At 60.9% G+C, this 13,872-nt stretch carries 11 protein-coding genes and 1 tRNA gene; 4 read left to right on the forward strand and 8 right to left on the reverse strand.

The window, feature by feature from the left end; all coding sequences use genetic code 11:
* Position 1 precedes the first annotated feature (1 nt).
* The 3 genes from nadC to AB1555_15870 all read right to left on the reverse strand — a co-directional run bounded on the left by nadC (position 2) and on the right by AB1555_15870 (position 5,198).
* Complete coding sequence (nadC, locus tag AB1555_15860; protein ID MEW6248168.1) at positions 2-880, reverse strand: carboxylating nicotinate-nucleotide diphosphorylase; 879 nt, start codon at positions 878-880, stop codon at positions 2-4.
* Positions 877-3,693 (reverse strand): valine--tRNA ligase, encoded by a 2,817-nt coding sequence (locus tag AB1555_15865; protein ID MEW6248169.1) that lies wholly within the window; start codon positions 3,691-3,693, stop codon positions 877-879. Before AB1555_15865 ends, nadC begins: the two co-directional genes overlap by 4 nt.
* A gap of 329 nt (positions 3,694-4,022) precedes the next feature.
* Positions 4,023-5,198, reverse strand: coding sequence for a response regulator (locus tag AB1555_15870; GenBank protein MEW6248170.1), 1,176 nt, complete (start codon positions 5,196-5,198; stop codon positions 4,023-4,025).
* A gap of 295 nt (positions 5,199-5,493) precedes the next feature.
* Between AB1555_15870 and AB1555_15875 the strand changes: the two genes are divergently transcribed.
* The gene (locus AB1555_15875; protein ID MEW6248171.1) at positions 5,494-6,252 is read left to right on the forward strand and encodes an HAD-IA family hydrolase; all 759 of its coding nucleotides are present in this window, start codon (positions 5,494-5,496) and stop codon (positions 6,250-6,252) included.
* Positions 6,253-6,278: 26 nt separating this feature from the next.
* On the opposite strand, the gene AB1555_15880 is transcribed toward AB1555_15875, so the two are convergent.
* From AB1555_15880 to AB1555_15890, 3 genes are all read right to left on the reverse strand, one after another.
* The gene (locus AB1555_15880; GenBank protein ID MEW6248172.1) at positions 6,279-6,974 is read right to left on the reverse strand and encodes a GNAT family N-acetyltransferase; all 696 of its coding nucleotides are present in this window, start codon (positions 6,972-6,974) and stop codon (positions 6,279-6,281) included.
* The gene (locus AB1555_15885) at positions 6,971-7,858 is read right to left on the reverse strand and encodes a carbon-nitrogen hydrolase family protein (GenBank protein ID MEW6248173.1); all 888 of its coding nucleotides are present in this window, start codon (positions 7,856-7,858) and stop codon (positions 6,971-6,973) included. Before AB1555_15885 ends, AB1555_15880 begins: the two co-directional genes overlap by 4 nt.
* 175 nt (positions 7,859-8,033) lie before the next feature.
* Positions 8,034-8,762: an NAD-dependent deacylase gene (locus AB1555_15890; protein MEW6248174.1), complete on the reverse strand. Its 729-nt coding sequence runs from the start codon at positions 8,760-8,762 to the stop codon at positions 8,034-8,036.
* Between the two features lie 150 nt (positions 8,763-8,912).
* Here AB1555_15890 and AB1555_15895 point away from each other — a divergent pair, with 150 nt between their 5' ends.
* Both AB1555_15895 and AB1555_15900 read left to right on the forward strand, forming a co-directional pair.
* A complete protein-coding gene (locus tag AB1555_15895) occupies positions 8,913-10,259 on the forward strand; it encodes a 2-dehydropantoate 2-reductase (protein MEW6248175.1) in 1,347 nt (448 codons plus the stop codon).
* Between the two features lie 44 nt (positions 10,260-10,303).
* On the forward strand, positions 10,304-11,773 hold the full coding sequence (locus AB1555_15900) for a DUF2779 domain-containing protein (GenBank protein ID MEW6248176.1): 1,470 nt from the start codon (positions 10,304-10,306) through the stop codon (positions 11,771-11,773).
* A gap of 269 nt (positions 11,774-12,042) precedes the next feature.
* Here the strand turns inward: AB1555_15900 and AB1555_15905 are convergent.
* Positions 12,043-12,130: transfer RNA gene (locus AB1555_15905), tRNA-Ser, on the reverse strand.
* Between the two features lie 249 nt (positions 12,131-12,379).
* On the opposite strand from AB1555_15905, the gene AB1555_15910 reads away from it, so the two are divergent.
* Positions 12,380-13,150, forward strand: a complete 771-nt coding sequence (locus AB1555_15910) for a 4'-phosphopantetheinyl transferase superfamily protein (GenBank protein MEW6248177.1) — start codon at positions 12,380-12,382, stop codon at positions 13,148-13,150.
* A 223-nt stretch (positions 13,151-13,373) separates the two neighbouring features.
* On the opposite strand, the gene tadA is transcribed toward AB1555_15910, so the two are convergent.
* Positions 13,374-13,868, reverse strand: coding sequence for a tRNA adenosine(34) deaminase TadA (gene tadA, locus AB1555_15915; GenBank protein ID MEW6248178.1), 495 nt, complete (start codon positions 13,866-13,868; stop codon positions 13,374-13,376).
* Positions 13,869-13,872 lie beyond the last annotated feature (4 nt).

The raw sequence follows: 13,872 nt of genomic DNA on the forward strand, positions 1-13,872 counted from the left end.
GTTACGCGGTCCGGCGCCGGTTTCCGAGCGGAAGAATATCCATGCTGAGATCGGCGGCCGGAGCCGAATGGGTCAACGCGCCGATCGAAATGAAATTCGCCCCGGCTTCGGCCATTTCCCGGACATTTTCCAGCGTGATGCCGCCCGAGACCTCCACCAGAGCGCGCCCTTTGATCGTGTCCACGGCCCGGCGCACGGTCGCCGGGGCCATATTGTCGAGCAGGATGACATCGGCCCCTCCGTCCAGCGCCTCGCGGATCTGCTCCAGGGATTCCGCCTCGACGATGATCCGCAGGCCGTGAGGGCAGCGCTCCCTGGCCAGTCGGCAGGCGTCTGCGACGTTCAGCCCCCGCGCTCTCAAGAGGGCGAGATGGTTGTCCTTGATCAAGACGCCGTCGCCAAGACTATGGCGATGATTCGACCCGCCGCCCAGCCGGACCGCCCACTTTTCCAGGGAGCGTGATCCGGGCACGGTCTTTCTCGTGTCCAGGATCCTGACCGGATAACCTCGAACGGCTCGGCAGAATCGCGCAGTGAGGGTCGCGATGCCGGACAGGTGTTGCAGGAAGTTAAGGGCGATCCGTTCTCCCATCAAGAGCGAGCGGCCGTCGCCTTCAATGGCCAGCAGGACGTCGCCTGTTGCGAGCTTCGTTCCCTCTTTCACTGCACGGACGATCTTCAGCGAAGGATCGAGCGAGCGAAAGACCTCGTGGGCCGCGGCGATGCCGGCTGCGACCAGAGTCTGTCGGGCCACGATCAGTCCCCGAGCCGGGCAGGGACCGGAAAAGAGCGCCGCGGTCGTCGCGTCGCCGAGCGCAAGGTCTTCCCGAAGTGCCGAGCGAACGGCCTGACGGATGTCTGCGGAGGGTATGGGGATCATGGTGATCGTCGCCCCATGATCGCACGGAGCTGCTCTTCGCTGCTGAACAGGATGGCTTGATCACGTTGCAGAACCTTGAGGCGCTCCTGATGCTCGGCGACGACGTCGGGAGGCGCCTTGGATGTGAAATCGACGCTCTTCAGCTTGGCTTCCAATCGTTGGGCTTCCGTGGCCCCCTCAGCTCTCTGCTTGCTGATGCGGGCCAGAGCCTTCTGTAAGTCGACGTCTCCTTCGACAACCATGCCGACGGTCAGGCCTTCCGCGGCAAGTCTCAACAAGTTGGACGAAGGCCACCGGTCGACCGGAATAACCTGCACGGCCCCGCGACCGAGGTGCGCGACATGTCCTAGCAGATTTTCCAGAATCTTGCCGTTACGCTCATGGCCCCCCCACGCGAAAAAGGCCACCGGCTTTCCCGGCGGATAATTCAGCAGCACTCTGGCGGTTCGGGCGGTCGTCACGCACTGTTCGAGGATGATGAACGCGCTTTCCGTGTCCTTGGAGTCCCAATCAGGTCGTTCGTCGGGATAGGGTTGAATCACAACGCTCTCGCCCTCATGAGGCAGCGCCTGCCAAATCTCCTCGGTGATGAACGGCATGAACGGGTGCAACAGCCGTTGGACGGTCTCGAAGGTTTCAACCAGCGTGTGTCTGGAGCGGTTGGCTTCGGGGCTGTTTTGATCCGATAAGGCAGGCTTGATCAGCTCCAGATACCAGTCGCAGTATTCGTGCCAGATAAAGTGATACAAGCGGCTGGCGGCCCGGTCGAAGCGATATTGTTCCAGCTCCTGGTTCACGCTTCTGATGGTGAAGTTCAGTCGACTCAGGATCCACCGGTCGGGAAACGAGCGCGTCGCGGCGGGAACTTGCTCCCGCGGGCCTTCGAAGTTCAGGAGAATGAACCGGGCCGCGTTCCAGATCTTGTTGGCGAAGTTCCTATAGCCTTCGATCCGCTCTTCCGCCAACTTGATGTCGCGACCGGGAGAGGCCATGGAGGCCAGTGTGAAGCGCAGCGCGTCGGTGCCGTACTGTTCCATCACGTGGAGCGGATCGATGACGTTGCCCTTCGACTTGCTCATCTTCTGACCCTCGGCGTCCCGGACCAGCGCATGAATGTAGACGTCGCGGAAAGGAACGTCACCCATGAACTTGAGCCCCATCATGATCATCCGGGCGACCCAGAAGAACAGGATGTCGAGACCCGTCACCAATGTCGACGTGGGGTAGAAAGTCTTCAGCTCAGGGGTCTGCTCCGGCCAACCCAAGGTCGAGAAGGGCCAGAGGGCCGAGGAAAACCAGGTGTCCAGCACGTCGGGATCGCGATAAAAGTCCTGTGGGTTGCTTTGGCCACAGTCCGGGCAGTGCGTTGGGGCAGTCTTCGCCACTATCGGTTTTGCTTCTGGAGTGAGCGTTATAGACGTTTTCCATGCAGAGGAAAGCATTCCGCTTTCGGCAGTGGCTCCACCTATATGAGATGTCTCGAAAAGTGTCCCAGCATCACGGCCGCAAGGAATGCAATACCAAGCCGGAATCTGGTGACCCCACCAGATCTGTCGCGAAATGCACCAGTCTTTGATGTCCCGCATCCAGCCCAGATAGTTGTTGACCCAGGCTTCCGGGATCAGGCGAACCCGCCCGTCTTCAACCGCCTTGATCGCCGGCCCGGCGAGCGGCTTGATCTTGACGAACCACTGCGGCGACAGATAGGGCTCGATGACCGTCTTGCACCGGTAGCACTTGCCGATCGCCATCTTGTGGTCTTCAACCTTGACGAGTGTTCCTCTGTCTCGCAGGATCTGCTCGATCTTCGGCCTGGCCTTGGAGACGGGAAGCCGTTCGATCTGTTCGATGACGGAGGCTTCTACCGCCGCGTTCTTCAAGCCGACCGGATCGAGCCTGGCATGATGGTCCAGAATGGCAAGCCGCGGGAGCCTGTGCCGCTCGCCGGCTTCGAAGTCGTTGAAGTCATGGGCGGGCGTGATCTTGACCGCGCCCGTGCCGAACTCCCGATCGACCAAAATCGGGTCTCCGACGATCGGGATCGTGCGGTTGGTCAGCGGGAGTTTCACCTGCTTGCCGATCAACCGGTTGTAGCGTGCGTCCTCCGGGTGAACGGCGACCGCTGTGTCGCCCAGCATGGTCTCCGGCCTGGTGGTGGCGACCATCAGCTTCGTGTGCGGGTCGTCTGCGAGCGGGTATTCGATGGAGTAGAGCTTCCCTTTGATTTCTTCATGCTCGACTTCGATGTCCGACAGTGCGGTGAGGCAGCGCGGACACCAGTTGATCAACCGTTCCCCTCGGTAGATAAGCCCCTCTTCGTAGAGGCGGACGAAAACCTCGCGGACCGCTTTGGAGAGTCCTTCGTCCATGGTGAATCGCAGGCGCTCCCAGTCGCACGAAGCGCCGAGACGCTTCAATTGTCGGATGATGGTGTCGCCCGATTTCGCTTTCCATTCCCAGACTCGTTCGAGGAATCGTTCCCGTCCTAGGGCTTCGCGCGAGGTGCCTTCGGCGAGCAGTTGCCGTTCCACCACGTTCTGCGTCGCGATGCCGGCATGGTCGGTGCCCGGCATCCAGAGCACATTGCGCCCCTGCATGCGGCGCCAGCGGATCAGGATATCCTGCAGGGAATTGTTCAACGCATGTCCGACATGGAGCGATCCAGTCACATTGGGCGGAGGGATGACGATGCAGTACGGTTGGCCGGGATGGGTCACAGTCGCGTGAAAATAGCCCCGGTTGATCCAGACCTGATACCACCGTTCTTCGACCTGCTTCGGGTCGTAGGTCTTCTCGAGTTGATGGCCTGACATAAACCCTGCATAGGCGGTGGAGATGAGCGGTCATCTTAACATGGCCGATCCGCCCTCACAAGGCGCAGCGCGCGCATTTGTGGGAGTCATCGAACCGGCCGCGCTTGTCCGCGCACGGCTCGCCGTGTTATACATGCGCCGCTTTGGAACAGGTTCGCACCTTAACCGAGAGGGATGCTGAGATCATGGCGAGAGGACGAGAGAAGGACAGAAAAACGAGAAGGAAGCATCGTAAGAACATTCAACGGTTGAAAGCCCTGGCGAAGGCGCGGCGCAGCAAAAAGGGGAAAAAGGCTTGAGAGATTTGTGAACGAGGACGAAGGCTGAAATTAAGCTGTCAGTCTTTTGATCTCGTCTTTGACGTGATTCTCCGCGAGATCCGGCACGATCTGCCGAACGGCCAGCGCGATGCTCTTCTCGGCGATTTCTCTTACCACGGCTTCCGCGGCGTCGCGCGCGTGTCGCGCCGCCGCTTCCTGTACGGCTTCCTTCACGAGCTCATCGATCGCCCCCAATTGTTCGCGGACAATGCCCGGCAATTGTCTGCGGATGGCCGATTCGACAAGTTGTCCCCCAGCGTGTTCGATCGTGTTCTGCACGGCCGAGACAGCCGATTCTCGGATGTGCTTCGAGAGCATCGATTCGAGGTCCGAATTCTGTCGAGACATGGCCTTCGGCAACTCGTCCGCAATGCCGTCGCGAGCCACTTGAGCGATCCGTTCCGCCAGCAAGCCGACAGTGAGTTGTTTCTCGATTTCGTCTTTGACGGCTTGTGATACTTGGGCTTCGACCTGCCGGCTGAGCATTCCTGTCAGGAGTTCCTCCGCTTTTCGCTCCGCGCGCTCGGTCATGGATTGCACCAGATGGGCGAGCAGGTCGCGCATGGCCTCCTCCACAATGCTTACCGGCTGCCCTTGGGATTCTGTCTGAGACGTTGGCGGCGTCGAGGAATTCGGAGTCGAGGCGACAGGGGAAGCCGGCAGTTCGGTGACAGAAGCCTCATGTTCTTCGGCTGAAGGCTCGCTGGCAGAATGGTCGGACAGCTCGACGGATTCGTCGGTGTCGGTGGTCTGAGATTCAGGCGGCCATGTCTTCCGTTTGGGCTTCGAGCCTGTGGCGTCGGCCTTGGTCTGCTTGCCGTCTTGATGCAAACTCTTGATCACTTCCAGCAGGTGCTCGGATTGGAAGGGTTTCTTGAGGAAGGCCCTGACGCCCAAGGACCGCAAGTGGTTCTCGTCCGGCCGGTCTGAAAGGGTGATCAACGAGACGATGTACGTGTCGGACAGATTGTCGTGCTGATTCAGTTCCTTGCAAAACCCGGAGAATGTCATCTTATCGAGATGATAGTCTGCGATGATCAGATCCGGGCTCAGGCGCTTGGCCGCCTCGAGCGCGGTCGGGCCGTCTTGAAACCCGACGACCTCGAACCCCTCGGGGGCGGAGATTTGCTCGACCATCCGCCGAACAGCCGGGCTGCTGTCCACGATGAAAATGCGAGAGGCCACGTAAGTCTCCAATTTCATTGAACTATTGTGAAAGCTAGCAGAGGGTCTAGGTTCTGTCAAGGAAAGCGAAGAGATGGGGATGTTTTGACTTCGACTTCGCGAGCTGAATAGAATCCGCGCATACGAGACAAGGCCGGCGGGCTTACGGACGAGCAGCAGGTCGCCCACGCCCGTATTTTCATCTAGGTTAACCGCAGCCTCGTCGGTACCGCTTTACTTTCAAGAATCCGCCGATGAGGACTGTTGTGCAGGATCTCATTTCCGCCCGGGATCTCAGTCGGAGGACGTCGACTCCGTGACGAGCCGGATTCAGGTCGTCTTTTTCGATGCGGCCGGGACGCTGTTCCGCGTCAAGGGCTCGGTCGCCGAGATCTATCTCCGGTACGCGGAGAAATACGGAGTGAAGCGGACGGGTGAGACGCTGGCCGCCGTAAAGGCCGCATTCGCGCGGGCGTTTCAGGAAGCGCCGCCGCCGGTGTTCGCCGCCGCCGATCCTGCGGAAATCAAACAATGCGAACGGATGTGGTGGTTCGACATCGTCCATAATGTGTTCTACCGGGTCGGGATGTTCGAAGGATTCGACGACTATTTCGATGAAATCTTCCAGGCCTTCGATGGGCCGGAGTGTTGGACGCTCTACCCGGAGACGCTCGGCGTGCTCAAAGAATTGAAAGGACGCGGGTACGAATTGGGGATTGTATCCAATTTCGATTCGCGGCTGTTCAACGTGTTGAGAGGGTTGCGGATCGCCGATCTGTTCGACACGGTGACGATTTCGAGCCTTGCTCACGCCGCCAAGCCGTCGGCCAGAATTTTTCGTGTCGCGCTGGACAAGCATGCGGCCGATCCGGGCGAAGCGCTGCATGTCGGTGACAGTCTGACCGAGGATGTTCAAGCAGCAAGGGCGGCCGGACTTTGGGCGTTCCACCTCCAACGAGACAGGCCGGAAGGCGATCGGCCGGACGGCACCGACGCGCGGCGGCTGACGATCGCCGGTCTCGATGAACTTCCCACCCTGTTGCCCGGCTTGTCGCCGGCTCCCGATTCGCGATAGCGAAGCCGCCCGAATCGCCCGCGGCGTCATCCTGTTCTGGTGTCTCGTTGGAATCGCGGATCGCGCCCAAGATAATCTTCCGGCTTCGCCACCCGCTCATTGATCCATTCAATCACCGCGACATGTCCCAAGCTTTCGGGATCGTTCGGGAGATAATCGGGAACGACCGCTAGGACATGAAATCCCATTTTGAGTTGGAACGAGAGGGTGGGATCGGTAAGTTCTCCTTGCAGAACGGCAAGGACATAGTCTTCGGCGCTCATCCGGTCGGCGTAACGGTGGTATCCCCGCAAACGGGCGCCGGCTCGAACGCGCAGCAGCTTCAGGCGGGTCACTACGTCGCGTCTGGCATGATAGAGCGCGGTTCCGATCCCGCGATGTTGCAGGGAAGGCCGCACCATGACTTCCGCGCCGTAGAGCGTTCGCCCTCGCTCCGGATCGTGATTCGTGAACATTCCGTTGGCCGTAAAATCCCGCCAGGACTGCCGCACGTCATAGTCGTCCCACAGGATGATCAGGCTCGCGGCCATGCCGACGACCTCGTCCGTTCCGGCTTCGACGGCGACCAGTTGACCTTCCGGAAACACGCGAAGGTGTGAGGTCAACTGCGCGGCGGTCCAGGGAGGGCCCAACGGGTAGACCAGCTTCGACAACTCGATGATCTGAGGAATGTCGGCCGGCTGCGTGGTGCGGACCGCGATGGGTCCCGGCGTCGGGCTCACAATCGGACCACTTCCGGCTTATCGGCGATCTGAAGGGAGTGGTGGCTGTCCAGGAGCGGCAGCACCGTGCCGAACGACCGACTTTGCCGGATCGTCTCCAGGTTCAAGTCGCCGATCACCATCATTTCCTGATTAGGATGACCTTCGGCGAGAATGCCGTCTCGAGCGAAGGAGAAATCGCTCGGGGTCAGGATCGACGCCTGGCCGTAGTTCAGACTCACGGCCGGCACCATCGGGAGAGAACCCACGGTGCACGACTGGATCACGTACATCTGGTTCTCGATCGCGCGGGCCTGGGCGCAGTATCGGACGCGCAGAAACCCCTGCCGCTCGTCGGTACAGCTCGGCACCACCAGGATGTGCGCGCCCTCGCGCCCGGCGGCGCGGGCGATTTCCGGGAATTCCACGTCGTAACAGATCGTGATGGCCAATCGTCCGAACGCCGTGTCGAAGATGCGGAATGTGGACCGGGCCGATACGTTCCATTCGTCTCTTTCGAAGCGGGTCATGTGGAGCTTACCTTGGACTCCGTGGGTTCCCGACGGGCTGAAGATGAAGCTGTCGTTGTAGACCCGATCAGAGCCGTCGTCCAGGACCGGAATCGTCCCGGCGACGATGTAGATCCGATTCGCGACGGCCAGCGCCTTCATCAAGTCGAGAAAACGCGGCGCCTGCCGGGCCAGATCGCGGACCTGCTCACGGATCGGTTTCTTGACGTCGCCGAGCGTGAGGAGTTGAACGGTGAAGTACTCCGGAAACACGAGCAAATGAACTTTGTAGTCCGCCGCCGTTTCGACCAGCGCCGTGACCTGATCGCGGAACTGCTCGAAAGTCTGCACGGGGCGAATGAAGTATTGCAGCGAGGCGACGCGAATGCTCTGCATGGTGTCGGAGGTGCGGGCGAGCGGGCATGAACACAACCACCGTCAGCCCGGGATGCGGCTACCATAGCGGACGTGTGCCGGAAAGTCCAGGTACCGGAGCATCGCCGGGCGCGGACCATTGCAGGATCGAGAGCACTGGGCAGAGGCAGCCAAAAGCGCTCATGAATAATGCGCGCTAGAGCAGGCGAGGAACGATCTCGGCGGCCCGGCCCTGGATGGAGACATCGACCATGTCCGCATAAGGCGTCGGATCCCGATTGATCTCGACGACATAGGCGCCCCTCTCTTTGGCCAGGGGGCCGAACATGGCGGCGGGGTAGACCAGACCGGATGTGCCGATGATCAGAAAGATGTCGCAAGCCTGTGCGGCGGCGTAGCTTCGATGCAAGGGCCCTTCAGGCAGCGCTTCGCCGAACCACACGATGTGCGGGCGCAGTAAACCGCCGCACGCGGCGCAGGAGGGGAGGATCGCAATGGGCACGTCCCGGTTTTCCGACACGACGCCGCACTCGGTGCACCGAACGCTCCAGATATTACCGTGGAGCTCGGACAGCTTGCAGGACCCCGCCGCACGATGCAGGCCGTCCACATTTTGGGTGATCAACCAGAATTGCTGGAACCGCTGTTCCATCTCGGCCAACGTGTAATGGGCGGGATTGGGCTGCTTGGTCGCGATCAGTTCCCGCCGCCAGTTGTACCACTCCCAGACCAGGCGGGGGTCGCGCGCGAAGGCTTCCGGCGTGGCAAGGTCTTCCGCCTTGAAGTTCCTCCAGAGACCGTCGGCGCCGCGGAAAGTGGGCACGCCGCTGTCCGCGGAGATACCGGCGCCGGTGAGCACGGTGACTGAACGGGCCGAAGCCAGACGCGCTTTCGCTTCATGGATCTTCGAATCATGGGACGACATGCGGGCATTATACGTCACTTTTTCGGACCGAAACGGACGTGCTATAGTGGCCGTGGGCGGTCGGCGCTCAGCCTGAGGCCTGTTTTTCGGTGAGCTTCTCGCCTGCTCGTCGCGACAGGTGAGCGCCGACGGCCGGATGCGGAGGGGGTCATGGAACAGATCATGATGGTGGGCGCCGGGGCAGTCGGCGGATTTTTCGGCGCTCATCTGGCGAAGACCAATCCGAACGTGTCCTTTCTGCTGCGGCCCAGGACGCTGCAGGCCGTGAAGGAACGCGGCCTGACGATTCGGAGCGCCGCCGGGACGTTCACGGTCACCCCCATGGCCGCGTCCGATCCCCGAGCGTTACCGAGACCCGACTTCGTGATCCTTTCTGTGAAAGCCTACGATCTGGACGAGGTGATGAGTCAGCTCGAATCGGTCGTCACGGAACGAACCGTCTTCCTCACTCTCCAGAACGGAGTCGATGCGGAGGATCGGATCATCGAACGGCTGAAACGGGACTGCGTCGTCGGCGGGGTCGCCTTCATCTATGCGAAAATCGCCGAGCCGGGTGTCATCGATCATTACAAGAAGGGCGCCGTGGCGATCGGGGAACTCATGGGGCACAGGAGCCAGCGTGTGCTTCGGATTGCGGACCTGTTCGCCCAAGCCGGGATTCCCTGCCAGATTGTGGACGACATTCGGCGGAGCAAATGGGAAAAGATGTGCTGGAACTGCGTCTTCAATCCGTTGACCGTCATCATCAACGATCGGGTGGCCAAGGCGCTGGAACATCCGGAAATGCTCGACGTGATCCGTCACATCGTGGGAGAAGTCGCTGCGGTCTCGGCAGGCTGCAAGGTGACGTTGGCCCCGGATATGGCGGACCGGGTGGTGAAGTGGACACAGGAGATTCGAGACATTCATACCTCCATGTACGACGATTGGAAAGCCGGTCGGCGGACGGAGATCGATTATTTGAACGGATACGTGGCGCGGCGAGGACGGGAGCTGGGCATTCCCACGCCCCTCAACGACGCGTTGACGGCGATGATCAAGACCATTACGGAAAAGGAGAGAAGCGGGCCGGACGTGTTGCGGATCGATGGAGCCGTCCTTCAACCCGTGATGCTGGACCGGGCGTCGTTGGCGGCGTTGCCGGCCGAGCATCACATCCACGATCTCAGCGCGCTGCTGCCGGGGACGAAAGGGAAAGGGATCAGGGTGAAGGGTCTTCTCGACGTGCCGGCGCTGGCCGTCGACGCCGACCACGTCACGTTCCATTCTCAGGACGGGCAGTTCGCCGCGAGCCTGACGCTCGCGCAAGCGATCGAGCACGGGGTGCTCGTGTATGAGGTTGATGGAGCTCCGCTGCCGGCGTCGAAAGGGGGGCCCTTCCGCCTGGTGGTGCCGGGACTGGGCGATCTCTGCGCCAATGTGAAAGGGGTGGCCCGTATCGAACTGACCCGGGGGCCGGGAAGAGATACGCGGCCGTCGGTGAAGCGACATTGTTGATCTTCCCTCAGCGTCTTTCCCAAGCGGCGACCGGATCTTTCCGTTTGTCCAAATCGCGGTTTCTTTCCGGTCTTCAGTGCCACAAGCGGCTGTATCTGGAAGTTCACTCCCCTGAACTGGCGACCGAGCCGGACGAATCGACCCAGGCGATTCTTGACAGAGGCGCTGAAATCGGCGAACTGGCCCGTCGCCGTTTTCCGGGCGGTGTCCTGGTTGAAGCGGACCATCGTCGCGTGACGGAAGCCCTGTCGCGAACCGACGAATTGCTGACCGATCCGGCCGTTCCGGCGATTTTTGAGGGCGCCTTTCGGTTCGAGGATGTGCTGATCCGCGTCGATATTCTGGAACGGCTGGCCGGCGCCCCGTCCCGTCCCGGCGCCTGGCGGCTGATCGAAGTCAAATCCTCTTCCAGGGTAAAGGATGTCCATGTCGACGACCTGGCCATTCAGGCGTTTGTCTTGCGAGGAGCCGGCATCCGCCCGGTTGAGGCCTGTCTGATGCATGTGAACACCCGCTATGTCTACGAAGGAGGCGAGGTCGATCTTGCCCGATTGTTTCTCGTGCAGAATCTTACGGAGCAGGTCGAGAGTCGGCTCAGCGCCATTCCCGCCAGGTTGGCCGAGATGCGGACCATGTTGACTTCATCGGTTCCTCCGGCGATCGAGCCGGACGGACACTGCCATGCGCCGTACGAATGTCCGTTCTGGCAGCACTGTACACAGAGCAAACCCGCCCGCTGGATCTTTTACTTGCCCGGCGGGGGACGGACGTTTCAAACACTCGCGCAGGAAGGGATTCAAACCATCGACGATATTCCGGACGAATTCAAGCTCTCTTCGATTCAGCGTCGCGTAAAGGACAACGTGGAATGGATAAGTCCTGGGCTCAAGACGGCGCTCGCGACCGTGCGTTATCCGGTGCATCATCTGGACTTCGAGACGTTCATGCCGGTGGTCCCGAAGTTTCCTCGGACGAGACCCTATCAGGCAATCCCGATCCAGTGGTCCGATCACATCGAGACGCAAGCGGGCGAGATTCTGCATCATGAATTTCTCAGCGTGGAATCGAAAGACCCTCGCGAAGAACTGGCTGTCGCCCTCCTGGACTCGTTGGGACGGGAGGGCAGTATCTGCGTGTATTCCAGCTATGAGCGGCAGGTGTTGGAGCAGCTGGCGGAGGCGATTCCGGCGTTGCGACAGGACATCGAACGGGTGATCGCCCGCCTCTGGGATCTGCTCGAGGTCATCAAAGCACACTACTATCATCCGGAGTTCCAAGGGTCTTTTTCGATCAAGGCCGTTCTGCCCGCCGCCGTATCGACGCTGGGCTACGAGGATTTGGAGGTTCGAGACGGTCACATGGCGGCCAGGGTGTACGAGCGGATGATCTTTGAGGAGGCCGATTGGGTGGAAAAGATGCGGCTGCGGGACGCCTTGCTGCGCTACTGCGCCCGGGATACCTTGGCGATGTTGGAATTGAGGAAGGCGTTGCGGGGCAAAAACCCGACGGTCTGACTTGCGGCTAGCCTGTGGAGCGGACTGTCATGCACAAAATCAAGCTGTCTATCCCGTCGGCCATAGTAGTAAGGCCTCAGTAAGGCCTCCGGGTCGAGCAGGATGGAAGGTGCCGGACTCGATTCTGTCTTTATCCGGTCGCCGAGAACGATTGCATGACTCTCCGTACGAGGAGCGTCATGAAATATGAAGAATGCGTGAGGTGCGTGTTCGCGTGCGTCAATGACGAGAAAGCCTAAAAGAGCACGCAGTACGCACGAAGTGCGGTTTGGCGGAGAGGGTGGGATTCGAACCCACGGTCCCTTACGGGACAACGGTTTTCGAGACCGCCCGATTCGGCCACTCTCGCACCTCTCCACCGAGCTTGCTGAGCCGGCCGCCGGGCGATTGTTCCGAGCGGCCGGAGAGACGACTGTAGGGGCTGAAGCTTATCGTGCGCGTCAGACTTTTGCAATCGGAATGAACGCATGAAACGTGATGAGCACCCGCAAGACCAATGGCGGGCCGGCCGTGCTTCCGGTAGGCTGCGGAGCAATCCGAAGCGCGCCTAACCGTGCGCGGCGGACCGATAGCCCGACCTTCTCCATTTTCTGAACTTCTGGCGCTGTGCAGACCGAAGCCTGGCTTGTCCCTCCCGATGTGCCGGTGTTGCAGCCGGGGGAGATTCATGTATGGCGCGCCTCCCTGACGTGTCCCCCGGAAACCTACGATCGTTTTTGGCGGCTTTTGTCGGCCGATGAACGGGCCAGAGCGGAGCGGCTCATATCCGCTGACCGGCGAGCCCAGCTCATTGCCGTGCGTGGAATTCTAAGAGCGTTGTTGGGCGGGTATCTGGGGCAAGATCCCGGAACGCTCAGCTTCGGCGCCGGTCCGCAAGGCAAACCCATGCTGCTTTCCGACCGAAATCCGACCCGCAACCTGCGATTCAACCTGTCGCACTCGCACGAGCATGTGCTCTATGCCTTTGCCTGGGGAAGGGAAGTGGGAATCGATGTCGAGCGCATTCGAGAGCACGTCGACGTGCTCAAACTTGCCGAACGGTTCTTTGCGCCGCATGAAGCGTCGGCGCTCCGCGAGCGTTCTCCTGAAGAGCGGCGGCGGTTGTTCTTTACCTTGTGGGTGTGTCGGGAGGCTTGCCTGAAGGCCTGGGGAACCGGGCTGACTTTTCCGCTCGATCGGTTGGAGGTCGAACTGATTCCGGAGCAATCGTCCGCGCGCGTCACGATCAAGAAGCCCGGTGTCGAAACCCGGAGTTGCCACGTTCGGTTGTTGCCGTTGGACGGGGGGTACGTGGGCGCCGTCACAGCGGAAGGCGAGGAATCGCCGCTCCAGTGCTGGCAGTGGGCGGAACCGGAAGGGCCGGATTCTATGAGGTGAGTTTGAGGAGGAAAGCCGCCGGAGGATAGACCGTCAGTCTAGGAGCCTGTGCGACATTACCCATTCTGCTATGGCGAACGATGCAGGAGCATCTGCTTTGTTCTCGGCCCCGAAAAACCTCAACGTATTCCAGCGAATACGCCTCCGGTTTTTCGGGTCCTGCGGCCGCGCATCTGCTCACGCCTCCTTCGCCTCGCGACGAACGGTAATGTCGGACAGGCTCCTAGCGAACCGGAAGGCCGGCCCGCTCGCCGATGTCGCGCAACCGCCGGAAGAAACTCTGCATCAGTTCCTGGCTTTCCCGTTCCAGCACGCCTCCGATGACCTGAACTCGGTGGTTGAGACGACGTTCGGCCGGAATGTTGAAGACCGATCCGCAGGCCCCGGCCTTGGGATCCTTCGCGCCGAAGACCAGTCGGGCGACCCGCGACTGAATGATCGCTCCGGCGCACATCGAGCAGGGTTCGACGGTCACATACAGCGTGGCGCCGGTCAAGCGCCATGTCCCGAGCCGCGTCGCGGCTTCACGGATCGCCACGACTTCGGCGTGCGCGGTGGGGTCCTGCCACGCCTCCCGGTAGTTGTGCACCTGCGCCACCACCTGACCGTCCAGGACCAACACCGCGGCGATCGGCACTTCACCGAGCGCAGGGGCCAACCTGGCCTGCTCCAGCGCCAACCGCATGAATTCGACATCCTTCTGCGTGAACTCCGTCATGATC

This window comes from Nitrospirota bacterium, from assembly GCA_040755395.1.
Lineage (GTDB): Bacteria > Nitrospirota > Nitrospiria > Nitrospirales > Nitrospiraceae > DATLZU01.